This window comes from Streptococcus sp. 29887 (assembly GCF_032595075.1).
Taxonomy (GTDB): domain Bacteria; phylum Bacillota; class Bacilli; order Lactobacillales; family Streptococcaceae; genus Streptococcus; species Streptococcus iners.
Map to the genome: position 1 here is coordinate 666,053 of NZ_CP118735.1, position 23,226 is coordinate 689,278.

Consider the following 23,226-nt stretch of genomic DNA (forward strand, 5'->3'; position numbering starts at 1 on the left):
AGAGCGTTTTCTTGGGTAGCAACTAGGTAGATATTCTTGGAAGTCTGTGTTATAATGAGAAGAATACTATTGGAAGAAAGGTTAGTTATGAAGAAGAGAAGTGGTCGAAAGAAGCCCACAATACTCCGAATGGTCAATTGGGGCTTGTGGGTTGCCTATCTAATTTTCCTGTGCCTGTTTTTATTTAGTATGTATCGATACAATATCTTAAACTTTAGGTATTTGAACCATATCGTTACAGGTGTAAGTATTGGACTAGCGCTGTTCACTGTTTGGTTGATATGGCGCAAGAAATTGCCTATTTTCACAACAGTTATTCTCCTCCTTTCGCTACTTGTCACCTCAGCTGGTGTCTATGGTATGCGAGAGGTAGTTGATTTTTCTAGCAAGCTGAATTCAAATGCTTCCTTTTCAGAATATGAAATGAGTATTGTGGTCCCAGCAAGTAGTGATATCAGTGACATTAGTCAGTTAACCAGTTTGCTGGCTCCAGCTGAATATGATCAGGACAATGTTTCGGCCCTATTGCAGGATGTGTCTACGACCAAATCGGTTCAGTTAGCAACTATGCCGACCAGTTCTTACTTGACAGCCTATCAAGCTATGATGAATGGCGAAAGTCAGGCTATGGTCTTAAACGGAGTTTTCACAAATATTCTGGAAAGCGAAGACCCAGATTTTTCTTCCAAAGTGAAGAAAATCTACAGTTTCAAAATGTCTAAACCAGTTGAAACAGCGGTAGAACAGGCTAGTGGTGATAGCTTCAATATCTACATTAGTGGTATAGATACTTATGGGCCGATTTCGTCGGTATCTCGTTCGGATGTTAATATTATCATGACCATCAATCGGACAACACATAAGATACTCTTGACAACGACACCACGCGATTCCTATGTTGCAATTGCTGACGGAGGACAAAACCAGTATGATAAGTTGACTCATGCAGGAATTTACGGGGTAAATGCTTCTGTTCACACCTTGGAAAATCTTTATGGCATTGATATTAGCAACTATATCCGACTAAACTTCACCTCCTTCCTCCAACTCATTGATCTGGTTGGCGGTATTGATGTTTACAATGATCAAGAGTTTACTAGCCATATTGGTGGTCACCAATTTCCTGTAGGTAATATCCATTTAAATTCGGAGTTGGCACTTGCCTTTGTTCGCGAACGCTACTCCTTAGCTAATGGAGATAATGATCGAGGAAAAAATCAGGAGAAGGTCATTGCAGCCTTGATTAAGAAACTCAGTTCGCCAGAGAATTTAGGTAACTACCAGGCCATTCTGAAAGGTTTGGAAGGTTCTATTCAAACTGACCTATCGATCGAAACCATTATGGATTTAGTCAATCGGCAGCTAGAGTCTGGAAGCCAGTTTACTGTGGAATCTCAAGCTTTGACAGGCTATGGTCGTATGGATTTACCATCCTATGCGATGCCGGGTTCCCAGCTCTACATGATGGAAATCAGTCAAGATAGTTTGACACAAGTAAAATCAGCCATCCAAGCAGTCTTGGACGGACAATAGTAAATAAATTAGGAGAAATTATGAATAAGCAAGAAGTAAATGCCATTGAAATCGACGTACTATTTTTATTGCGTACCATTTGGAGAAAGAAAATTTTAATTGTTTTAACAGCCTTTCTAGGTGCAATGCTTGCCTTTGCATTTAGCAGTTTTCTAGTGACACCTCAGTATGATTCTACGACACGAATCTATGTGGTTAGCCAGAATGTTGAGGCAGGTGCGGGCTTGACCAACCAAGAATTGCAAGCAGGTTCCTACCTAGTTAAAGACTATAAAGAAATTATCCTGTCACAAGATGTGTTGACTAAAGTACAGACAGAACTCGGTCTAACAGAAAGCATCAAGGAAAAAATTGCGGTAAGTATTCCAGTTGATACACGTATTGTTTCTATCTCTGTCCGTGATGCAGATCCTAATGAAGCGGCTCGTATCGCAAATGGTTTGCGTGTGGTAGCGGCTCAGAAAATTATCGAAGTAACCAAGGTCAGCGACGTGACAACGCTTGAAGAGGCTGTTCCAGCCGAAGAACCGTCTACACCACGGACCAAACGTAATATCGTTCTAGGTCTATTAGCGGGAGGTTTTCTAGCAGTTGCACTAGTTTTGGTTGTTGAGGTACTAGACGACCGAGTGAAACGTCCTCAGGATATTGAGGAAGTTTTAGGAATGCCTCTTTTGGGTGTGGTACCCGATTCTAAGAAATTGAAATAGGAGAAAAATATGGCAACTTTAGAAATTGCGCGTACGAAAAAAGAACTTGTTAAAAAAACAGAAGAATATTTCAATGCCATTCGAACCAATATTCAATTAAGCGGTTCAGACATCAAGGTAGTTGGTATTACTTCAGTACAATCCAATGAAGGAAAAAGTACGACAGCAGCTAGTTTGGCAATTGCCTATGCTCGCTCAGGTTATAAAACGGTTCTAGTCGATGCGGATATTCGCAACTCCGTAATGTCTGGTTTCTTCAAGCCAACGACGAAAATTACTGGTTTGACAGACTATCTGGCCGGAACGACAGATTTATCACAGGGCTTGTGTGATACTGATATCCAAAATTTGACGGTTATTGAGTCTGGAAAAATTTCTCCAAACCCGACCGCCCTCTTGCAGAGTAAGCATTTTGAAAACTTGGTTGCGACCCTCCGTCGTTATTATGATTATGTTATTGTAGACTGTCCACCTTTAGGAATGGTTATCGATGCGGCTATTATTGCACAACGCTGTGATGCTATGGCGGTTGTTGTGGAATCTGGTAATATCAAGCGTTCAGCTGTCAAAAAGGTAAAAGAGCAGCTGGAACAAACCGGGACATCATTCCTTGGTGTCATTTTGAACAAATATGATGTAACAACTGAAAAATATGGTGATTATGGTAATTACGGAAATTATGGTAATTACGGGAAGAAAGCCTAAAGGTAGTAAAGGTATTTCATCAATAAGAGAGGGACTTGAGAGATGATTGATATTCATTCGCATGTAATCTTTGGTGTGGATGATGGTCCAAAGAGTATTGAGGAGAGCTTGGCCTTGATTGGTCATGCTCACCGACAAGGAGTGCGCTTTATCGTAGCAACCTCCCATAGACGCAAAGGCATGTTTGAAACACCTGAAAAAGTGATCATGGCTAATTTTCTTGAACTGAAAGAGGCTGTAAAAGCAGCTTACCCAGAGGTTCGGCTGTGTTATGGGGCTGAAATCTACTATAGCCGTGATGTTTTAGAAAAGTTAGAAAAGAAAAAACTACCAACGATGAATGGGTCACGCTATGTCTTGCTAGAATTTAGCATGAAAACTCCTTGGAAGGACATTCAAGAGGCCGTTCATGAGGTGATGTTATTAGGAGTAACGCCCTTACTCGCCCATATTGAACGCTACGATGCTCTGGCCTATAAGGCTGATCGTGTAGAGGAACTGATTGACAAGGGATGTTACATGCAGGTCAATAGTAGCCATGTTTTGAAACCAGGATTAATTGGTGATAAGTCTAAAGAGTTTAAGAAACGTGTTCAGTACTTCTTAGAAAGAGACCTTGTTCACTGCGTTGCAAGTGATATGCACAATACTACAACACGTCCACCATTTATGAAGGATGCTTATCAGCTGGTTACCGAAGAATATGGCCAAGATAAAGCAAAAGCCTTGTTTAAGAAAAATCCGCTAATGTTATTAAAAAATCAGGTCTTGTAGGCTGTTTGTACTAGATTGTGGAGAAGAGAATGGATTTAGGAACTGTTACTGACAAACTTTTGGAGAGAAACAGTAAAAGATTAATACTAATGTTTATGGATAGCTGCTTAATCATCCTATCCATGATCTTAAGTAGATTATTTTTAGATATTATTGTAGATATTTCGGACGATAGATTTTACTTAGCAGTTTTATTTATTCTTATCTTCTATCTAATAATATCCGTTAGATTAAAAGTGTTTTCACTAATAACAAGATACACTGGTTATCAAAGTTTTATTAAAATTGGCCTGAGTTTATTTTCAGCCCACGTTATTTTTTTGATACTTTCAATAATCATCTGGCAAACCTTTAGCTATCGATTTATTTTAGTATCAATCGTTCTATCATTTGTCATGCTGATCACTCCACGTATCATTTGGAAGGTGATGCATGACACGAAGAAAAACGCGCTTCATAAGGCGGATAGTTCTTTGCGAATTCTTGTTGTGGGTGCAGGAGATGGTGGAAATATCTTTATCAATACCGTTAAAGATAGAAAGTTGAACTTTGAAATCGTGGGTATTGTTGATCGAGATCCAAATAAACTGGGGACTTTTATTCGCAATGTCAAGGTTTTAGGAAATCGAAATGACATACCTCGATTGGTTGAAGAGTTGGCTGTTGATCAAGTAACAATAGCTATTCCGTCTTTAAATGGTAAGGAAAGAGAAAAAGTTGTTGAGATCTGCAATAGCATAGGTGTAAAAGTCAATAATATGCCAAGTATTGAGGATATACTGGCAGGTAATATGTCCGTCAGTGCTTTTCAGGAAATTGATGTGGCAGACCTTCTAGGCCGTCCAGAAGTTGAGTTGGACCAAGAAGAACTGAATCACTACTTTGAGGGGAAAACGATTCTTGTTACAGGGGCTGGAGGCTCTATTGGTTCAGAATTGTGTCGTCAGATTGTCAAGTTTTCACCTAAGAGATTGCTTTTGCTGGGACATGGAGAAAATTCTATTTACCTCATTCATCGTGAGTTATCTGGAAAATGCCAAGACAAGCTCGAACTCATCCCTCTTATAGCGGATATTCAAGATAGAGATTTATTATTTGAAATCATGGTTGAATATAAGCCGGATCTTGTTTATCATGCTGCAGCCCATAAGCATGTTCCATTGATGGAATATAACCCACATGAAGCAGTAAAGAATAATATTTTTGGGACAAAGAATGTGGCTGAGGCAGCCAAAGCAGCTAGGGTTGAAAAATTTGTAATGGTTTCGACCGATAAGGCAGTCAATCCACCAAATGTTATGGGGGCGACTAAGCGGGTAGCAGAAATGATTGTTACTGGCCTAAATGAACCTGGACAAACACAATTTGCTGCAGTACGGTTCGGAAATGTTTTAGGTAGTCGTGGAAGTGTTGTGCCTCTGTTTAAGGAACAAATCAAAAAAGGTGGTCCGGTTACAGTTACAGACTTTAGGATGACACGCTATTTCATGACGATTCCAGAAGCCAGTCGTTTGGTTATCCAAGCTGGACATTTGGCACAAGGTGGTGAAATCTTTGTCTTAGACATGGGTGAACCAGTACATATCATAGAACTAGCTAGAAAAGTTATCTTATTAAGCGGTCATACTGAAGATGAAATTGGAATTGTGGAATCTGGGATTCGTCCTGGAGAAAAACTCTACGAAGAGTTACTATCCACTGAAGAACGTGTTAGCGAACAGATTCATGAAAAGATTTTCGTAGGTCGTGTAACCAATAAAGCAGATGAGGTAGTTCAAACTTTTATTGATAGTCTATTATCAAAAGATAAGATTGAATTAAGAAACGTCTTGCTTGAATTTGCTAAGCAAGAATAGAAGAAAGTAAAAGTTATTTTTACTTTCCTAGAGTTTAAATGAGATTTAAATTCTAGGAAGGTTGAAAAACTTTTTTGAGGTAAGATATGCTAGGTCATAGATTATTAGAAGAAAAAAATCAAGGTTTGAAAGGTAGTCTATATCATAAGGTTCAGATAGAGTTGGCTTTTAATTCTAACCACATTGAAGGCAGCCAATTGACCCATGATCAGACAAGATATATCTATGAAACCAATACGATTGGTTTTGAAGAAAGTTCAACTATACGAGTTGATGATATCATCGAAACTACCAACCATTTTACTGCAGTCGATTTTCTTTTGGATAGTTTTCAAGATGACTTGAATGAGAGATGGATAAAGAGTGTCCATGCTATTTTGAAGAGAGGAACGTCTGATTCTCGGAAAGCCTGGTTTCAGGTCGGAGAGTATAAGAGATTTCCAAATGAAGTCGGCGGTCGAGAAACAAGCCTACCTGAAGAAGTGGAGTCGGACATGCAAGAATTGCTGAACAACTATCACGGCTTGCCTGAGACTTCCTTTGAGGCTATTCTTGACTTTCATGTTCGATTTGAACGCATCCATCCCTTTCAAGATGGTAATGGTCGAGTTGGTCGATTGATTATGTTCAAAGAATGTCTCAAGCATGGACATGTGCCCTTTATCATTGGAGATGATATGAAGTATTTTTACTATCGTGGCTTAGCCGAATGGGGAGAACAGAATGGTTTTCTATTGGACACTTGTCTAGCGGCACAAGATCTATTTAAGGACTATTTAGAGTATTTTAGGATTGAGAATTAACTGACCAAGACAGTTAATTAAGAGGAGATTATAATGGCATTTGATTTTTCAAGAAAAGCAACCCCTTTTAAAAATAAGGTTTGGTTATCTTCGCCAACTATGCATGGTGATGAATTAGCATATATGAAGGAAGCCTATGATACCAATTGGATGACAACTGCAGGATCAAATATCAATGCTCTGGAAGAAATGATAAAAAACTATACCAAGAGTGAGCATGTAGTTGCACTTTCTTCAGGAACATCTGCGCTACACTTAGCAATGAAGCTAGCAGGGGTAAAGAATGGCAATTATGTTTTTTGTTCGGATGTTACGTTCTCAGCCACTGTAAATCCAATCACATATGAAGGTGGAATTCCAGTGTTTATTGATTCTGAGTACGAGACATGGAATATGGACCCAGAAGCACTGGAGAAAGCATTCGAAATTTATCCGGATGTAAAAGTTGTTGTGTTAGTTCACTTGTATGGAGTACCTGCAAAAATAGATGAAATTCGAGCAATATGTGATAAACACGGTGCAGTTCTTATCGAAGATGCAGCGGAGTCTTTAGGAGCAAGTTATAAAGGACAACAGACAGGAACTTTTGGTCAGCATTCGGTGATTTCTTTCAATGGAAATAAAATTATTACTGGTTCAAGCGGTGGAGCTTTATTGACCAATGATTTGCAGGCGGCAAATAAAGTGAGAAAATGGTCAACACAAGCACGTGAACAGGCTACTTGGTACCAGCATGAAGAGATTGGTTACAATTACCGAATGAGCAACGTTATTGCAGGTGTGGTACGTGGACAAATGTCTTATTTAGATGAGCACATTGCCCAGAAAAAAGCTATCTATGAACGTTATCAAGAAGGATTGAAAGATTTACCTATAAAAATGAATCCGTTTGATTCAAGCAATTCAGTACCAAATTATTGGTTATCTTGCTTGACTATTAATCCAGAAGCTATGGCAAAGCAAGTGCGATCTGATAATGATGTTCTTTATACTCCTGAGAAGGGAAAAACTACTCCTTCAGAAATTTTAGATGCCCTGAACACAATTAATGCGGAAGGTCGCCCAATTTGGAAGCCAATGCACTCACAACCAATTTTTAGAATGAATCCATTTATTACAAAGAATGGTAATGGTAGAGCTCAAACCAATGCTTATATTGCGGGAGACTACTCAGATGTAGGTACAGATCTTTTTGAACGTGGACTATGTCTTCCTAGTGATAATAAAATGTCTGTAGAAGAGCAGAATATTATTATTGAGACAATTAAAGCTTGTTTTGAATAGAAACTAAGAGAATATGAATAAAGGATTATACAAAAAATATTTTAAACGTTTGATAGATTTTATTTTATCTTTAATAGCGATTGTTTTTCTATCTCCTGTTATTGTTCTGCTTTATATTCTAGTATACTTTAAGTTGGGTTCACCAGTCTTGTTTAGTCAAGAACGCCCTGGCAAAGATGAAAAGATTTTTAGAATGTATAAATTTCGAACTATGACAGATGAAAAAGATGAAAAGGGAGAACTTTTACCAGACAGTGTTCGACTTACGGCATTTGGGAAATGGCTTCGTTCAACAAGTTTAGATGAACTTCCTGAACTCTTTAATATCTTGAAGGGGAATATGAGTATAGTAGGGCCGAGACCTCTATTAGTAAAATATTTGCCGCTTTACTCTGAGGAGCAAGCGAGGAGACATGAGGTTAGACCTGGTTTGACAGGTTATGCTCAAGCGAATGGTAGGAACTCTCTAACTTGGGATGAAAAGTTTAAAATGGATGTTGAATATGTAGATAATATTACATTCATCGGTGATGTAAAAATTATTTTACAAACGGTTTTAGCAGTGTTTAAGAGAAGTGGGATTTCATCAGAAGACTCTGTCACAATGGAAGAATTTAAAGGAAATTAATGAAAAAACTTGCGATTATTGGAGCTAGTGGTCATGGGAAAGTAGTTGCTGATATTGCTGAAAAAAATGGCTACAAGGAAATTGTATTTTTAGATGATTTTGCTACTGGTGAATGCGCAGGGTATCCTATTGTTGGTACGTCACAAAACATTGAAGAATTATCTGACTTTGAATTTATTATAGCTATAGGTAATAACAAAATTAGAACTAGTAAACAATGTTTATTACCTCAGGATAGGATTGCGACTTTGATTCATCCATCAGCCGTTATTTCAAGACGTGTTGTTGTTAATGCTGGGACAGTTATTATGGCAGGTGTGGTTATTAATTCTGATGTAACAATTGGGAGAGGTGCTATAATAAATACGGCATCTTCTGTTGATCATGATTGTATAATTGGGGACTTCGTTCATCTTTCTCCAGGATGTCATATTGCGGGCAATGTAAAAATTGGTCATAATACGTGGCTTGGTGTTGGAACTACTGTAATCAACAATATTAATATTGAAAATTCTGTAACCATCGGTGCAGGCAGTACTGTTATAAAAAATTTAGTATCAAATAAAACATACATTGGAATACCTGCTAAGGAATTAAGGAAAAATTGAGTTACTAATAATGAGAATAGTTTTTTTATCTTTATTGAGAATTGATGATATTGAGAAAGAAAGTTCAATATATGCAGATCTTATGAGAAAATTTGTAAGAGAAGGACATAGCATAACAATTGTTCATCCAAATGAAAAGCGACTAGGATTAGCAACACAGTACATAAAAGGAACGGAAGTAAGCTATCTACGAGTTAAGACTGGAAATATTACAAAATCAAATTTTTTAGAAAAAGGTATTGCGACGTTGATGTTAGAGTTCCAATTTAAAAGGGCAATATCTAAGTACCTCAAAAATGAAAATTTTGATTTAATTCTATACTCAACTCCACCAATTACTTTTGCATCAGTAATTAAGTATTTGAAGAAAAAATCATCGGCAAGATCTTATCTTTTATTAAAGGACATATTTCCACAAAACGCAGTAGATTTAGGACTGATCTCAAAAAGATCACCAATTTATTCTTTTTTTAAAGCCAAAGAATTAAGGCTTTACCATCAGTCAGATGTTATTGGCTGCATGTCCGAAGCGAATGTGGAATATATCAAAAAAAATAATGATTTAAAAGGAAAAAAAGTTGAAGTTTGTCCAAATTCTATTGAGATTACTCCGAAAACCTTGAGTACAACAAAAAAATCTGACTTCAGTTTGCCAGAAAATAAAGTAATATATGTTTACGGAGGAAATCTCGGTAAACCCCAAGGTGTTGAATTTCTAAAAAAAATCATCTTGAAAAATGAAGAAGCTACAAAGAGTTTCATTTGTATTGTAGGTTCGGGTACAGAGTTTTCAAATCTTCAACATTTCTTTGTAGAAAACAAGATAAAAAATGCTAAATTAATTAGCCAACTTTCGAAAGAAAAATTTGATAGTTTACTAGAAATTTGTGATGTGGGATTAATTTTTCTAGACCCACGGTTTACAATTCCTAACTTCCCTTCAAGGATATTGTCCTATATGGAATATAGCCTACCAATTCTTGCTGCAACAGATAAGGTTACAGATTTATCAAAAAAAATAGAAGAGGGGCAGTTTGGTCTATGGTGTATGAGTGGTGATTCCACTAAATTTTTTGAAAATATGGATGTGCTTAATGAAAGTGATGTTAGACAGATTATGGGTGAGAATGCCTATAAGTACTTAATTGAAAATTATACTGTTAACACTTCCTACAATGTAATTATGAAAAACTTTAAAGGAGAAGAAAATGTTTAAGGATAAAGTATTGTTAATCACAGGTGGTACAGGGTCATTTGGAAATGCTGTATTAGATAGATTTTTAAGTTCAGATATTAAAGAGATTCGTGTGTTTTCAAGAGATGAATTAAAGCAAGATAACATGCGTCATCATTATCAACAAAAATTTCCTGAATATAGTGATAAACTAAAGTTCTATATTGGAGATGTTCGTGATATAAATAGCATTCGTAATGCAATGCATGGTGTTGATTACGTTTACCATGCTGCTGCCTTGAAACAAGTTCCATCCTGTGAATTTTTTCCGATGGAAGCAGTGAAAACAAATGTTGTTGGAACAGAAAATGTCTTGACAGCAGCAATAGAAGCTGGAGTTAAAAAAGTTATTTGTTTGTCTACGGATAAGGCAGCATACCCAGTGAATGCAATGGGAACCTCTAAAGCTATGATGGAAAAAGTAGTTGTTGCAAAATCAAGAACGGTATCTCCGGAGGATACGATGATTTGCTGTACACGTTATGGAAATGTTCTTGCTTCACGCGGGTCAGTTGTGCCACTTTTCATTAATCAAATTAAAGAGAATAAAGAATTAACTGTTACAGATCCTACTATGACTCGCTTTATTATGACACTTGAAGAAGCTGTTGACCTGGTTGTATATGCTTTTGAAAATGCTCAATCAGGAGATATCATGGTTCAAAAGGCACCAGCTTCTACGATTGGAGATCTAATGGAAGCAACTCGCCAACTATTCAATGTTGAAAATGAGATGAAAGTTATTGGTATTCGTCATGGAGAAAAAATGTATGAGACCTTGTTGACAAATGAGGAATGCGCCAATGCTATTGATATGGGAAATTTCTATCGTGTTCCGGCGGATAAGCGTGATTTAAACTATGATAAATACTTTTCTGAGGGTAACGAGGAACGAAATCCACTTGTTGAATTTAATTCCAATAATACAGAACTGATGACAGTGGAAGAAGTGAAAGAAAAATTATTGACGGTACCATTGGTTGTTGAGGAACTTGCTAAGTGGGAGGCAATAAAATGAAAATACTAGTTACTGGTGCAAAAGGTTTTCTGGGGCGAAATTTAGTTGCAGAACTCAATCGTCAAGAAGATATCGAACTTTTTGAGTATGATTTAGACACACCCTTTGAATTGTTGGAAGAGTGGACGAAAGAAGTAGAGTTTGTATTTCATCTAGCGGGTGTCAATCGTCCGGAGAAGCAAGAAGACTTCATGGCAGGGAACTTTGGATTTACTTCCGAATTGTTGGATCTATTGAAGAAAAACAACAATAAAGCACCTATTGTTTTATCGTCCTCTATTCAAGCGACTAGAGATAACGAGTATGGTATTAGTAAAAAAGCAGGAGAGGATTTGTTACTATCCTATTCAGAAGCAGAGAATGTTCCTGTATATGTGTACCGTTTTTCAAATTTATTTGGTAAATGGTCACGTCCGAATTACAATACTGTAGTGGCAACTTTCTGCTATAATATTGCTAGAGGCATTGATATTCAAATTGATAATCCAAATGCAGAGATTGAACTTTGCTATATAGATGATGTGATTGAAGAAATGAAACTAGCTTTGAGTGGTAAGGGACATGAAAAAGATGGGTATTATTATGTTCCAACATTGCATAGGGTTACTATTGGGAAGCTCGCAGACATGATTAGCTCATTTAAAGAAAGTAGAACTGATTTATCTCTTGCGAACATGTCAGATCCTCTCTCTAAAAAATTATACTCTACCTATCTAAGTTTTTTACCAGAAGACCAATTTTCTTATCCATTAAAAATGAATGTTGATGATAGAGGTTCATTTACTGAATTTTTAAGAACAACGGATAGAGGTCAAGTCTCAATCAATATTTCTAAACCGGGAATTACTAAAGGCCAACATTGGCATCATACAAAAAATGAAAAGTTTCTAGTTGTTTCAGGAACTGGAGTCATTCGCTTTAGAAAAGTAGCTACAGATGAAGTATTGGAGTATTTCGTATCAGGAGAAAAACTAGAAGTAGTTGATATTCCAACAGGATATACTCATAATATTGAGAATATTGGCGATACTGATATGGTTACAGTAATGTGGGCAAATGAAGCTTTTGATCCTAATAGACCAGATACATATTTTGAAGAGGTATAATAATGAATAAATTGAAAGTGATGACTGTTGTAGGGACACGTCCTGAAATAATAAGGCTATCTGCAGTCATGAAGCAGTTAGAAGAATCTGAAGCAGTCGAGCATATCGTTGTTCACACTGGACAAAATTATGATTACGAATTGAATCAAGTCTTTTTTGACGATTTTGGACTCCGGAAGCCGGATTTCTTCCTTGATGCAGCAGTTGGGACAGCTATTGAAACAATTGGTAATATTTTCTTAAAAATTGATCCTGTTTTAGAAGAAGTTAAACCAGATGCCTTGCTAGTATTGGGAGATACAAATAGCTGTTTGACAGCTATCGCAGCCAAACGTCGTCATATTCCAGTCTTTCATATGGAAGCAGGGAATCGCTGTTTTGACCTACGAGTTCCAGAAGAAACAAACCGTCGAATTGTCGATCATACAGCCGATATCAATTTAACATACTCAGATATTGCTAGAGAATACTTGTTGGCAGAGGGACTTCACCCAGCTCAAGTCATTAAAACAGGTAGCCCAATGTTTGAAGTTTTGAACAAACATAAAGAGGATATTGAGAAGTCAGATATTTTAGAGCGTTTGGGGTTGACAAAGGGACAATACTTCGTTATTTCAGCCCATCGTGAGGAAAATGTAGGATCGGATCATCAATTTTTGAAATTGGTGGATATTTTGAACAGTATTGCAGAAGTATATCAGATTCCTGTTATTGTATCAACTCACCCTCGTACACGTAAACGTATTGAGCAGTTGAATATTCAATTCAATGAGCATGTGCGATTACTGAAACCACTAGGATTCTATGATTACAATAATTTACAAATTAATGCAAAAGCAGTGTTGTCAGATTCAGGGACCATTTCAGAAGAAAGTTCAATTTTAGGTTTCCGTGCTTTAAATATTCGTGAAGCACATGAACGCCCTGAGGCAATGGAAGAAGCCAGTGTCATGATGACAGGGCTTAATGTTGAGCGTGTACTACAAGGATTGACAGTATTAGAAACACAGGAAAACGAAACTCTTCGTCTTGTTTCGGACTATTCAATGCCAAATGTATCAGAGAAGGTATTACGGATCATTCTCAGCTATACTGATTATGTGAATCGAGTAGTTTGGAGAAAATAATATGCAGGATAAATTTCAAAATTATTCTTGCGTTTTTGTAGGTGGTCTAATTTCTGAAGAAAGTAGAGAATTTATTCTAAAAAATTCTCGTCGGACCATTCAATTTGCTGCAGATAAATTGCAACGACAATACCTTACAGGAATCCGTCAATATGATTTTAAAACAATTTATACTATAAGTTTCCCATTTGTTGGAAATTATCCTAGAAGTTTTAAAAGTCAGACCGTTGAATCAGAATTACTTGACGGTAATGGTAAAGTGATAGCTAAACAATCTTATAGTACATTGTCGATAGTGTCGAATATTGAAAAAAGAAAGATTTTCTTGAACTACCTAAAAAAGATAAGTTCTCACAAAAACGATAAATTAATATTTTTTTTCTATGCATTAACATCAGAGCATCTAAATTGGATAAAATTATTAAGAAAATATTATCAAGATATTAAGATTGTACTTATCGTTCCAGATTTACCAATTTTTATGAATCCATCCTTATCTCGTTACTATTTTTATAGAATGATAAAAAATAAAGTAATTGAAGAGTATAGACGTATTCAAGATAAAATTGATTTAACTATTACGATAACAAAGTCAGTGGCTGAATATTTACAGGCTAATAATGCTATTGTAGTTGAAGGGATTCCTAATGAAGTTAGTATAAATAACTTTGAAAGTCTGAAAGATGATGTAGAAGATTCTGCTGAATTTATTGTATTATACACGGGGACTTTAGATAAAATGTATGGAGTCAAGGATATGTTGGAATCATTTGGTAAATTAAAAGATACAAATATTATCCTTCAAATTTGTGGTGATGGACCTATGAAAAATGAGGTCATTGAAATTTCAAAACAAGCTGGAAATATTAGATATCTAGGAATATTGAATAATTTAGAAGTAGTTGAATTACAATCGAAGTCAGATCTGTTAATCAATCCGAGAAAAAATGATCAGGAATTCACGAAATATAGTTTTCCATCAAAAATAATGGAGTATTTATCATCAGGAACTCCAATGCTAGGATATAAATTATCTGGAATTCCTGATGAATATTATGACTATATGTACTTAATTGAAAATTTCAATGATTCATTAGTTGAGTCACTACTCGCAATATCTAAATTAGAAAAAAAAGAGATAGAAAAAATGGGAATAAACGCATTAAATTTTATTAAGAATAATAAATTGCCTGAACATCAGATCGCTAAAGTATTAGCTAGCATAAAGATTTAGTTGAGGATTTTGTTTTGAAACGACTAATTTTACTAATTCTTACTTTTTCAATTATTTATAATCCACCATTATTTGGAATTTATTTAGCTGATTTTTGTGCTATATTTTCTCTTGTTTTTCTATTTTTGAAAACTGTTACTGGTAATAAAGTCATTAATAAAAAAATTTTTTTCAATCTTATCTTACCGATTTTTTTAATTTTATTGTACTTGCTAATTGTAATCACTTTCAATTATCAAAGCATAACTAATTTAGGTACTCATTTAAATATATTGTTTAAATTAATACCGACAGCTATAGTAATATCAATTTTAGCTAAGACCTCTGACGGAGTAGTAGAGATATTATTTATTTCAGGAATAATTCAATCTTTTCTGGCAGGGTTTAGTTACTTTTTCCCTCAGCTTCAGCAATTCTTTATTTCACAACTATTATTAGCTGGACAATCTCAAATTGTTAGTGCCCTTTCAGGGCATCGAATGTATGGATGGGCTGGAAACTTAACATATTCAACTCCAATTGTTCAAATCATGATATTGTTTTTAGGTCTGTCTTCAAATAAGTATAAAAAATTATCACTCTTTTTATCTCCAATTTTTGTATTTTCCTCGATTATCAATGCTAGGACAGGTATTGTTGTATTGTTAATTGGAATTCTTTGTTATTCTTTAATAAACTACAAGAAAATTATTGGCATTTTGTTTATTAATTTATCAATCTTATCCATGTATTTTGTTTTATATCAACCTAGTTTTATTTTGTCCTTACATTCTATAAACCCGACTATAAACTGGATATATGCTGGAATGAAAGAGATAGTATTATTTTTTTATGGTCAGGAGGTAGGTTATTTTGGATATGTGACATCTGCACAAAGAACAGTCTTACCAGATGGAATTTCACAAATTTTCGGGCAAGGAACAAGATTGATGGGGAATACAACACTTAATATGGCAGGTACAGATATTGGTTATATTAATGATATTTGGTTAGGTGGTTATATCTATTTGATCTGTATTTTTATTATTGTAATTTTAAACTTAGTACGAGGGTATTTATTAAGTGAAAATCGAAATCTAATGTATACACTATTTGTATTTTTTACTCTTATTTTTGTAAATGTTAAAGGATATATCTTTTCATATAATGCAGTAATGAATTTTTTAGTTATTTTATTGATTTCCCTATATTATTTTAATCCTATCACTCAAAGTAAAAAAATACTCAATGATTAAAAAACTAAAAATTTTAGTCAATGTGGTACGAAATTCTGATAAAAAATAATATAGGAGCAATAATATGGATAGATTAGTTTCAATAATAATTCCAGTATATAATTTAGAGGAATACTTAGAAGTGTCAATTTCGTCAATACTTAATCAGACTTATCAAAATTTAGAAGTAATTGTTGTTAATGATGGTTCTACTGATAATAGTGTTGATATTTTAGAAAAGTATTCCGCTGATAGGAGGTTGAAAGTTTACTCTCAAAAGAATGAGGGACTTTCAGCTGCTAGAAACCTTGGGTTGGAAAAGGCAAATGGATTTTACATATATTTTTTTGATGGGGATGATTCACTTCATCCAATAGCAATAGAAAAATGTGTTGAAGCATTAGATAAGAACAATTTGGATGTATTTTCATTTAAGTCTAAAGATGTATTTTCTAAAAATGAGTTACAGATTTACAATCAAATAAATATGGAGTCTACTTGCTTACAGGAAGTTGATTTTAACTACTTTACTGAGAATGTGGTTAATCAAGATTTGATAAGATATGAAATGTGGACTAAAGTCTTTAGAAAAGATTTCTTAGTTGATATAAAGTTTAAAGTGTCACAACCTTTTGAGGATGTTTATTTTAACTTGGAATTATTAAATCGTAAACCTAAATATTTTGCTAGTAATTATGTTTTCCATAATTATCTAAAGCTAAGGTTGGGAAATACTAATACAAGAAGTTTTAGCTATACAAGATTATGGGTTTATGATGAGTTTGAGAAATGGTTGATCCTTTTAGATAAAGATGAAATTAGAAATAATTTTGTATCTTCGATTCTTAAATTCACATTTGGACAGTATCAAATATTTTATTCTGATAAATATGTAAAGGAAATATTCCATATTCAGTATAAAAAATATTTTTCATTTCCTAAAGTTTTGAATTCTAAAAATACTTTAGGTAAGAAAATAGCCTTAATTCTTTTCAGATATTTTCCAGCTCTTATTAGCATTATTTATAGGGGGAAATAATGGTTAAGAGTTCATTATTTAAAAATACTGTTTTATTATACTTATTAAAATTTTCAACAGTATTTTTTTCCATGATAACAATTCCATTACAAGCTAGAGTATTAGGTGTTTCATATTATGGAGAATTAGGTATTGCAACTGCCCTAATGACATATTTTACATTATTTATTGATTTTGGATTTACTATTTCAGCGACGGGATTAGTTTCAAAAAATCGAAATAATCCAATATATATTACTGAACTTTTTTGGAGTGTATCTGTAATTAAATTACTTATTTCAGTAGTATCAATCATATTTCTTTGGATATACTTAATCTTACTTAGAGTTGAGAGTAGTTTTTATCCTTTGTATATTTGGTTTCTAATTGCAATACTAATTAACGGCTTCTTACCAGACTTTGTTTTTAGAGGTTTGGAAAAAATGCAGTCGTTTACTTATCGGACAATTTTTATTAGATTAATTTTTACATTACTGCTTTTTATTTTTTTAAAAACGAAAGAGGATTTGAATCTTATTCCAGTTGCTACCTTAATTGGAAATGCGTTGGCTTTGGTATGGGCATTGATTGACTTAAATAGGATTGTGAATGTTTTTAAATATTTTAGATTTAATTTTAAGTTAATTTCGGAGATATTTTTAGATTCAGTACAGTTTTTCATCTCCAGAATCGTCTCTGTAATATACTCCTCAGCAGGAATATTTATTCTTGGAGTACTAGATCCTTCAAAAGTAGAAGTTGGTTACTATTCATTTGCATTCAGAATTGCCCAAATGGTCTTTTCAATTTATTCACCTATAGCAGATAGTCTGTATCCATACCTTATCAGAACAAAAGACCTAAACATTATCTATAAAATATTAAAAATTACTATACCCGCATTAATTATCATTTCAATTATTTGTTTTATTTTTATTAAAGAATTAACAGTTTTAATTTTTGGAATAGAATACATCGGGGCGATAGATATAATAATTTCATTAATCCCCAGTATGATTTTAATGTTTCCAAATTATCTATTAGGATTTCCAGCATTATCAGCAATTAATAGAGAAAAATACGCAAATATATCAATTTTTCTTAGTTTTACAGTCTATGTATTACTATTATTAGTTCTATGGATCTGTCATAGAATAAATCCAATTAGTTTAGGTTATTTATTTTCTTTGACTACAATAATTGAGGTTATTTTCAGAGCATTAATTATTAAAAAATATAGCTAGATTTTAAGGAGTATCTATGCACAAAATAAAAAAAATAATAAAAAAAAATAAGATTATTTATGACTTATTTTTAAAATTGAATAATGTTTTACTATTACCAAAAAAGAGAAAAATGAGTAAGTTTTTATTAGAAAATGGAGAATTAGTTTCTCAAAAACTAGATAGTATTTTTGATGCATCTCCATATACTTTTTTTTATGCTAGTGGTAGTGCTTTGGGTCTCTATAGAGACGGAAAATTTATCAATGGAGATATCGATATTGATGTAGGAATCTTGATGAATGAGCAATTTAATTGGTTAGAGTTTGAAAAATTTTTAGTTTCTAACGGATTAGAAAAAATTAAGGAATTCAAAACCAATAACACAATTACGGAGCAGGCTTATCTTCTTGAAGGAGTTAATATTGATTTCTTTCTATACGTGAACTCTAATGGAAAATGTCAAACTCAAGCATACTACAGAGTCCCTGGAGTTGAGTATTCAAGTGATAAAGAATTTACATCAATTAATCTAATCTTGCCATTCGAATTAACTGTAGCAAAATTAGAAACAGCATTAGGTTCTAAGTCTCTTCCAGAACCTATTGAACCTTATTTAGAAACTCTATATACAAGAGACTGGAGAACTCCAAATCCTAATTGGAAAGATTTTGATTCACCTTCATTTCATATTGACACTCAGCTCTTTGGTCATTTAGATGATTAGCATATTCAAATAACGGAGGACATATTTTGAAAAGAGTTATTACATATGGTACTTTCGATTTATTACATTATGGGCACATTAATTTATTAAAACGTGCTAAGGCATTAGGTGACTACCTAGTTGTAGTTGTCTCATCTGATGAATTTAACTGGAATGAAAAACAAAAGAAATGTTACTTTACATATGAACAAAGGAAATCACTGGTTGAGGCCGTTAGATATGTCGATTTAGTGATACCTGAACAAAGCTGGAATCAAAAAAAATCGGATGTACATGAATACCATATAGATACTTTTGTCATGGGTGATGATTGGGAAGGGAAATTTGATTTCCTTAGAGAAGAAGGTGTAGAAGTTGTCTATCTACCGAGGACACCAGAAATTAGTACCTCACAAATAAAGAAAGATTTATATTCAGTTGAGCCTATTAATGGAAATTCAAAATTAATAACTGATAATATTATTACTGGTTCAAATTAGTATAGGGAGAATTCCTATGAAGTACAACTATATATTTTATAAAAGATTAATTGAAAGTATTAATGAGAAAATTACTCGAGCTAAATTTAAATTATTTTCTAATCTTGGAAAAGGTGTAAATATTAGGGGGGGTATCTTCTGATCATTTGGACCATGTATATATAGGAGATAACTCATTTATTAGTTATGATTGCTTTTTTCATTTTGGAGATCAGCTAAAAGAAGATACTGTTATAACTGTTGGTAAGCGTGTTTTTATTGGTCCTAGAGTATTTATTAGCACTGCTACACACTACATTTCGGAAAGTGTCCAAAGAGCATCTAGTGAGACTGTTTGTAAATCAGTAACTATTGGGGATGGGACATGGATTGGAGCTAATGTTACAGTTCTTCCAGGTGTTGTAATCGGAAAAGGTTCTGTAATTGCTGCAGGTTCAGTTGTGACAAGATCAATTCCTGATAATGTAATGGTTGCTGGAGTACCTGCTGAGATTAAGAAGAATTTGGTTTAGATTGAGGTAGAAAAGCATTTGTCAGTTTGTATTTCAATACCCAATTTGTAAAATTAATTTAGATATAAAAATTTAATTTGAAGGAAGAAATAATTGCATATTTATAAGAAATTAACTATCATCAATGACACTTCTTATTTTACAAAAAATGAATTCGTAGTGATAGGACTTACCGTTGTGAATATATAGGTTGAAACTATTCATTAAAAAGGATCTTTGTCAACTGTAGTGGGTAGATGAAAAGCTAACACCTAGAGAGGACGAACTTCGTTCTCTCTTTCTTTATATTCAAAGCAATCAAAACCCATTATGTTTAATGTGCTCAAAAGGTTCTTTATTCCCGATTTGTCGTCTACTTGTGTACTATAAAAATGGAAAAGTTTTGGCTATCATGCTATAATATAACTAGAAACTTTTCCGAATAAATAGATAGGGAGTATTTCTCGATTACTTTATTCGGAGGAAAGTAGATGACAAAACGCCGTCAGGCAGTCAGTCCAATGGCTGACATTATTGCAAAAAAGATTTTCAATGACCACGAAATCACTATTGATTTCATCAATACTTTTCTAGGTTTTCGCCCCAAGTCTGTTCAGATTTTGAATGGAACCATTGCGGATGTGAAAAAAGAAAGGACTAGTCACTTTAGTACTACGGTGGATATTTTGGCTCGTATGGATGATGGAACACAAGTCATCATTGAGATACAGGTTGCCTATCAAAATAGTTTTATCAAGCGCTTATGGACCTATTCCTGCCAACATTTGGTTAAGGACTTGCCCAATGTTCGTGACAAGGTCACGCAGACGCATGATATGTATGATAAAATTTCTCCGATATATTCGATTGCCTTAGTGGCCAGTAAGTATTTTGATGATGACCAGCCGATTCACAGTTTTGTACTGACTGAAAAAGATGGGGGTCAAGTCTTGGAATTGCCATTTGGTGAACATGAAGAATTGAGAAAACCATTTGAAATGGTCATTATTGAACTGAAAAAATTCCGCAAGGGTCAGCTAGAGAAAAATCAGCGCCAATGGATAGAATTTTTCGCCAACCGAGCATTTAGTCAATCTACATCAGATGTTATTGAAAAAGCAGAACACCTGCTGGATAGAAACACATGGACAGAGGAGGAAATCGAAATGGTAGATCAATGGTTACGTAATGCTTCCAACCACTTTGGCGAATTGGAAAGCTCCTACATACGTGGTATACGGCGAGGTAAGGAGGAAGGCAGAGCAGAAGGTTTAGAAGAAGGCCTGGAGAAGGGTTTGGAGAAAGGTCGTATAGAGGTCGCCTATCAAATGTTGCGTGAAGGTTTTTCGTATGAACTGATTGAAAAATTGACCGGTCTATCTTCAGATCAAATCAATCAACTGTCACAAAATCATCAGGTTTAAGAGGAAATCGAAATGGTAGATCAATGGTTACGTAATGCTTCCAACCACTTTGGCGAATTGGAAAGCTCCTACATACGTGGTAGACGGCGAGGTAAGGAAGAGGGTAGAGCCGAAGGTTTAGAAGAAGGTTTGGAGAAAGGTCGTATAGATGTCGCCTATCAAATGTTGCGTGAAGGTTTTTCGTATGAAATGATTGAAAAGTTGACCGGTCTATCTTCTGTACAAATCGATCAACTGTCACAAAATCATCAGGTTTAGGAGAAAAATACAAAATATATGAAACATTACGACTATCTAGTAGTTGGTGCTGGTTTGTTTGGTGCCGTATTTGCCCATGAAGCAGCTAAAAAAGGCAAAAAGGTCAAGGTGATTGAAAAACGTGACCACATCGCAGGTAATATTTATACCAAAGAAGTAGAAGGCATCCAGGTTCATGAGTATGGTGCACACATTTTCCATACTTCTGAAAAGGAAATCTGGGACTATGTCAATCAATTTGCGGAATTCAACCGCTACACCAACACACCAGTTGCCAACTACAAGGGTGAAATTTACAACCTTCCATTCAACATGAATACCTTTAACAAGCTTTGGGGTGTAGTTACTCCTGCTGAAGCTGAGGCAAAAATTGCTGAGCAACGCGCTGTTTTGGGAGGAAAAACGCCTGAGAACTTGGAAGAGCAAGCAATCTCCCTAGTTGGTACAGACATCTATGAAAAATTGATCAAGTCATACACTGAGAAGCAATGGGAAAAACCTTGTACGGAGTTGCCAGCCTTTATCATCCGTCGCTTGCCAGTGCGTTTGACTTATGACAACAACTATTTCAACGATACTTACCAAGGTATTCCAATCGGTGGTTACACGCAGATTGTTGAAAAAATGTTGGATCATGAAAATATCGATGTGGAGATAAATGTTGATTTCTTTGCTAATAAGGAAGAATACTTGGCAAACTATCCAAAAGTTGTCTTTACAGGTATGATTGATGAGTTCTTTGATTATGAGCTTGGGGAGTTGGAATATCGTAGCCTTCGTTTTGAAACTGAAGTCTTGGATATGGAAAACTACCAAGGAAATGCGGTTGTCAACTACACAGATAGTGAAACACCCTTTACTCGTATTATCGAACACAAACATTTCGAATTTGGTACACAAGAAAAAACCATTATTACACGCGAGTATTCTAAAACTTGGAAACGTGGAGATGAGCCATACTATCCAGTTAACAATGACCGCAACAACAAACTTTACACAGCTTACAAGCGCCTAGCTGAACAACAGGAGAATGTTATTTTCGGTGGTCGTCTAGGTCACTATCGTTACTACGATATGAACCAGGTAATTGGAGCGGCCTTGCAGTGTGTCAGAAATGAAGTAGGACCTTTGGGATAGTTAGAATGGTGTCATAGGTAGGTCAAATTTCTTGTATAGCAAAGTTTATGGCCATATATTGTCTATTTTCAAGTTCTAATCAGGTTTTGTATCGAGCAAAATATATCAAAATCCCAAAGTTGTTTAGGCTTTGGGATTTGTCATTCTTTCTTAAATTTTTTCAAAATGTTTGCCAGCTGTTCTTGTTCTTCTGGGCTTAATACAGAGAAAATATGTCCGACATGATCGTAGTGTTCTGGCAGGATAGCTTCGATGGTCTGACGTCCTTTGTCTGTCAAGGCAATCAGGGAGGCGCGACGGTCGCTTGCGTCACTGGTTTTATAGACATAGCCATCTCGTATCATATTTTTGATGACGACGGTCATATTTCCAGATGTGCTGAGTAGCTTATCAATCAAGTCTTGAATGCGGAGGTTACCCTTGTTGTAAAGTGCTTCCATCACGCCAAACTGACAGACGGTCAGTCCGTATTTTTTGATGGTTTCTAACTCTGATTTTGAGATGGTATTGGCTGCTCTGCGAAAGACGACAAGGCTATGGAGTGCATTCTTGTTTTCATTTAAAGATTGTTCAACAGTTTTCATGAGAATATTTTAGCAATAATTAGTCCTATATGCAAGTCAAATGGCAAATTA

The 23,226-nt window shown here is 34.8% G+C and carries 24 protein-coding genes; 23 read left to right on the forward strand and 1 reads right to left on the reverse strand.

The annotated features are described in order from the left end of the window. Positions 1-87: 87 nt before the first annotated feature. The 23 genes from cpsA (at position 88) to glf (ending at position 22,591) form a co-directional block, all read left to right on the forward strand. Positions 88-1,533, forward strand: coding sequence for an LCP family glycopolymer transferase CpsA (cpsA, locus tag PW252_RS03585; protein ID WP_248050755.1), 1,446 nt, complete (start codon positions 88-90; stop codon positions 1,531-1,533). 20 nt (positions 1,534-1,553) lie between these two features. Continuing rightward, positions 1,554-2,243 (forward strand): YveK family protein, encoded by a 690-nt coding sequence (locus tag PW252_RS03590; protein WP_248050756.1) that lies wholly within the window; start codon positions 1,554-1,556, stop codon positions 2,241-2,243. A 9-nt stretch (positions 2,244-2,252) separates the two neighbouring features. Beyond that, positions 2,253-2,948 carry a tyrosine-protein kinase gene (locus PW252_RS03595; protein ID WP_105113432.1) on the forward strand — a complete coding sequence of 232 codons (696 nt, stop codon included), beginning with the start codon at positions 2,253-2,255 and terminating at the stop codon, positions 2,946-2,948. A gap of 42 nt (positions 2,949-2,990) precedes the next feature. Then, complete coding sequence (gene cps4B / locus PW252_RS03600; RefSeq protein WP_248050757.1) at positions 2,991-3,722, forward strand: capsular polysaccharide biosynthesis protein Cps4B; 732 nt, start codon at positions 2,991-2,993, stop codon at positions 3,720-3,722. Between the two features lie 29 nt (positions 3,723-3,751). Continuing rightward, on the forward strand, positions 3,752-5,578 hold the full coding sequence (locus PW252_RS03605; RefSeq protein ID WP_248050758.1) for a polysaccharide biosynthesis protein: 1,827 nt from the start codon (positions 3,752-3,754) through the stop codon (positions 5,576-5,578). Between the two features lie 86 nt (positions 5,579-5,664). Continuing rightward, positions 5,665-6,381 (forward strand): Fic family protein, encoded by a 717-nt coding sequence (locus tag PW252_RS03610; protein ID WP_248043719.1) that lies wholly within the window; start codon positions 5,665-5,667, stop codon positions 6,379-6,381. A gap of 33 nt (positions 6,382-6,414) precedes the next feature. Further along, complete coding sequence (locus tag PW252_RS03615) at positions 6,415-7,665, forward strand: DegT/DnrJ/EryC1/StrS family aminotransferase (RefSeq protein WP_248043718.1); 1,251 nt, start codon at positions 6,415-6,417, stop codon at positions 7,663-7,665. Positions 7,666-7,678: 13 nt separating this feature from the next. Next, positions 7,679-8,293 carry a sugar transferase gene (locus tag PW252_RS03620; protein ID WP_248043717.1) on the forward strand — a complete coding sequence of 205 codons (615 nt, stop codon included), beginning with the start codon at positions 7,679-7,681 and terminating at the stop codon, positions 8,291-8,293. Beyond that, the gene (locus PW252_RS03625) at positions 8,293-8,901 is read left to right on the forward strand and encodes an acetyltransferase (RefSeq protein ID WP_248043716.1); all 609 of its coding nucleotides are present in this window, start codon (positions 8,293-8,295) and stop codon (positions 8,899-8,901) included. Before PW252_RS03620 ends, PW252_RS03625 begins: the two co-directional genes overlap by 1 nt. A gap of 10 nt (positions 8,902-8,911) precedes the next feature. Beyond that, entirely contained in the window at positions 8,912-10,117 is a 1,206-nt protein-coding gene (locus PW252_RS03630; RefSeq protein WP_248050760.1) for a glycosyltransferase family 4 protein, read from the forward strand. Next, a complete protein-coding gene (locus PW252_RS03635) occupies positions 10,110-11,153 on the forward strand; it encodes a polysaccharide biosynthesis protein (protein WP_248043714.1) in 1,044 nt (347 codons plus the stop codon). Before PW252_RS03630 ends, PW252_RS03635 begins: the two co-directional genes overlap by 8 nt. After that, positions 11,150-12,259: a polysaccharide biosynthesis C-terminal domain-containing protein gene (locus tag PW252_RS03640; protein ID WP_248043713.1), complete on the forward strand. Its 1,110-nt coding sequence runs from the start codon at positions 11,150-11,152 to the stop codon at positions 12,257-12,259. Before PW252_RS03635 ends, PW252_RS03640 begins: the two co-directional genes overlap by 4 nt. A gap of 2 nt (positions 12,260-12,261) precedes the next feature. Beyond that, on the forward strand, positions 12,262-13,386 hold the full coding sequence (gene wecB / locus PW252_RS03645) for a non-hydrolyzing UDP-N-acetylglucosamine 2-epimerase (protein WP_248043712.1): 1,125 nt from the start codon (positions 12,262-12,264) through the stop codon (positions 13,384-13,386). Between the two features lies 1 nt (position 13,387). Next, the gene (locus PW252_RS03650; RefSeq protein ID WP_248043711.1) at positions 13,388-14,620 is read left to right on the forward strand and encodes a glycosyltransferase; all 1,233 of its coding nucleotides are present in this window, start codon (positions 13,388-13,390) and stop codon (positions 14,618-14,620) included. A gap of 14 nt (positions 14,621-14,634) precedes the next feature. Next, the gene (locus PW252_RS03655) at positions 14,635-15,855 is read left to right on the forward strand and encodes a hypothetical protein (protein ID WP_248050761.1); all 1,221 of its coding nucleotides are present in this window, start codon (positions 14,635-14,637) and stop codon (positions 15,853-15,855) included. A gap of 64 nt (positions 15,856-15,919) precedes the next feature. Further along, on the forward strand, positions 15,920-16,873 hold the full coding sequence (locus tag PW252_RS03660; protein ID WP_248043709.1) for a glycosyltransferase family 2 protein: 954 nt from the start codon (positions 15,920-15,922) through the stop codon (positions 16,871-16,873). Further along, entirely contained in the window at positions 16,873-18,096 is a 1,224-nt protein-coding gene (locus PW252_RS03665; RefSeq protein WP_248043708.1) for an oligosaccharide flippase family protein, read from the forward strand. The genes PW252_RS03660 and PW252_RS03665 overlap by 1 nt, the downstream gene beginning before the upstream one ends. Positions 18,097-18,112: 16 nt before the next feature. Beyond that, on the forward strand, positions 18,113-18,802 hold the full coding sequence (locus PW252_RS03670; RefSeq protein WP_248043707.1) for a hypothetical protein: 690 nt from the start codon (positions 18,113-18,115) through the stop codon (positions 18,800-18,802). 26 nt (positions 18,803-18,828) lie between these two features. Beyond that, positions 18,829-19,281, forward strand: coding sequence for a glycerol-3-phosphate cytidylyltransferase (tagD, locus tag PW252_RS03675; protein ID WP_248043706.1), 453 nt, complete (start codon positions 18,829-18,831; stop codon positions 19,279-19,281). 146 nt (positions 19,282-19,427) lie between these two features. Beyond that, positions 19,428-19,793, forward strand: a complete 366-nt coding sequence (locus PW252_RS03680; RefSeq protein ID WP_248043705.1) for a DapH/DapD/GlmU-related protein — start codon at positions 19,428-19,430, stop codon at positions 19,791-19,793. Between the two features lie 470 nt (positions 19,794-20,263). Continuing rightward, positions 20,264-21,196, forward strand: a complete 933-nt coding sequence (locus PW252_RS03685; RefSeq protein WP_248050762.1) for an Rpn family recombination-promoting nuclease/putative transposase — start codon at positions 20,264-20,266, stop codon at positions 21,194-21,196. Positions 21,197-21,208: 12 nt separating this feature from the next. Then, positions 21,209-21,454, forward strand: coding sequence for a hypothetical protein (locus tag PW252_RS03690; RefSeq protein ID WP_105118348.1), 246 nt, complete (start codon positions 21,209-21,211; stop codon positions 21,452-21,454). Between the two features lie 18 nt (positions 21,455-21,472). Beyond that, complete coding sequence (gene glf / locus PW252_RS03695) at positions 21,473-22,591, forward strand: UDP-galactopyranose mutase (protein ID WP_248050763.1); 1,119 nt, start codon at positions 21,473-21,475, stop codon at positions 22,589-22,591. Positions 22,592-22,731: 140 nt separating this feature from the next. Here the strand turns inward: glf and PW252_RS03700 are convergent, their stop codons facing one another. After that, positions 22,732-23,175: a MarR family winged helix-turn-helix transcriptional regulator gene (locus PW252_RS03700; RefSeq protein WP_248050764.1), complete on the reverse strand. Its 444-nt coding sequence runs from the start codon at positions 23,173-23,175 to the stop codon at positions 22,732-22,734. Between the last annotated feature and the right edge of the window lie 51 nt (positions 23,176-23,226).

Bases quoted from the DNA above. Each gene is read 5' to 3' on its own strand.
- PW252_RS03635 (WP_248043714.1), top strand. From the start codon at position 10,110: ATGTTTAAGGATAAAGTATTGTTAATCACAGGTGGTACAGGGTCATTT.
- PW252_RS03690 (WP_105118348.1), top strand. From the start codon at position 21,209: ATGGTAGATCAATGGTTACGTAATGCTTCCAACCACTTTGGCGAATTG.
- PW252_RS03660 (WP_248043709.1), top strand. From the start codon at position 15,920: ATGGATAGATTAGTTTCAATAATAATTCCAGTATATAATTTAGAGGAA.
- PW252_RS03630 (WP_248050760.1), top strand. From the start codon at position 8,912: ATGAGAATAGTTTTTTTATCTTTATTGAGAATTGATGATATTGAGAAA.
- PW252_RS03605 (WP_248050758.1), top strand. From the start codon at position 3,752: ATGGATTTAGGAACTGTTACTGACAAACTTTTGGAGAGAAACAGTAAA.
- PW252_RS03625 (WP_248043716.1), top strand. From the start codon at position 8,293: ATGAAAAAACTTGCGATTATTGGAGCTAGTGGTCATGGGAAAGTAGTT.
- cps4B (WP_248050757.1), top strand. From the start codon at position 2,991: ATGATTGATATTCATTCGCATGTAATCTTTGGTGTGGATGATGGTCCA.
- PW252_RS03670 (WP_248043707.1), top strand. From the start codon at position 18,113: ATGCACAAAATAAAAAAAATAATAAAAAAAAATAAGATTATTTATGAC.
- cpsA (WP_248050755.1), top strand. From the start codon at position 88: ATGAAGAAGAGAAGTGGTCGAAAGAAGCCCACAATACTCCGAATGGTC.
- PW252_RS03610 (WP_248043719.1), top strand. From the start codon at position 5,665: ATGCTAGGTCATAGATTATTAGAAGAAAAAAATCAAGGTTTGAAAGGT.
- PW252_RS03590 (WP_248050756.1), top strand. From the start codon at position 1,554: ATGAATAAGCAAGAAGTAAATGCCATTGAAATCGACGTACTATTTTTA.
- PW252_RS03615 (WP_248043718.1), top strand. From the start codon at position 6,415: ATGGCATTTGATTTTTCAAGAAAAGCAACCCCTTTTAAAAATAAGGTT.
- wecB (WP_248043712.1), top strand. From the start codon at position 12,262: ATGAATAAATTGAAAGTGATGACTGTTGTAGGGACACGTCCTGAAATA.
- PW252_RS03665 (WP_248043708.1), top strand. From the start codon at position 16,873: ATGGTTAAGAGTTCATTATTTAAAAATACTGTTTTATTATACTTATTA.
- PW252_RS03640 (WP_248043713.1), top strand. From the start codon at position 11,150: ATGAAAATACTAGTTACTGGTGCAAAAGGTTTTCTGGGGCGAAATTTA.
- PW252_RS03685 (WP_248050762.1), top strand. From the start codon at position 20,264: ATGACAAAACGCCGTCAGGCAGTCAGTCCAATGGCTGACATTATTGCA.
- PW252_RS03620 (WP_248043717.1), top strand. From the start codon at position 7,679: ATGAATAAAGGATTATACAAAAAATATTTTAAACGTTTGATAGATTTT.
- PW252_RS03650 (WP_248043711.1), top strand. From the start codon at position 13,388: ATGCAGGATAAATTTCAAAATTATTCTTGCGTTTTTGTAGGTGGTCTA.
- PW252_RS03700 (WP_248050764.1), bottom strand. From the start codon at position 23,175: ATGAAAACTGTTGAACAATCTTTAAATGAAAACAAGAATGCACTCCAT.
- glf (WP_248050763.1), top strand. From the start codon at position 21,473: ATGAAACATTACGACTATCTAGTAGTTGGTGCTGGTTTGTTTGGTGCC.
- PW252_RS03595 (WP_105113432.1), top strand. From the start codon at position 2,253: ATGGCAACTTTAGAAATTGCGCGTACGAAAAAAGAACTTGTTAAAAAA.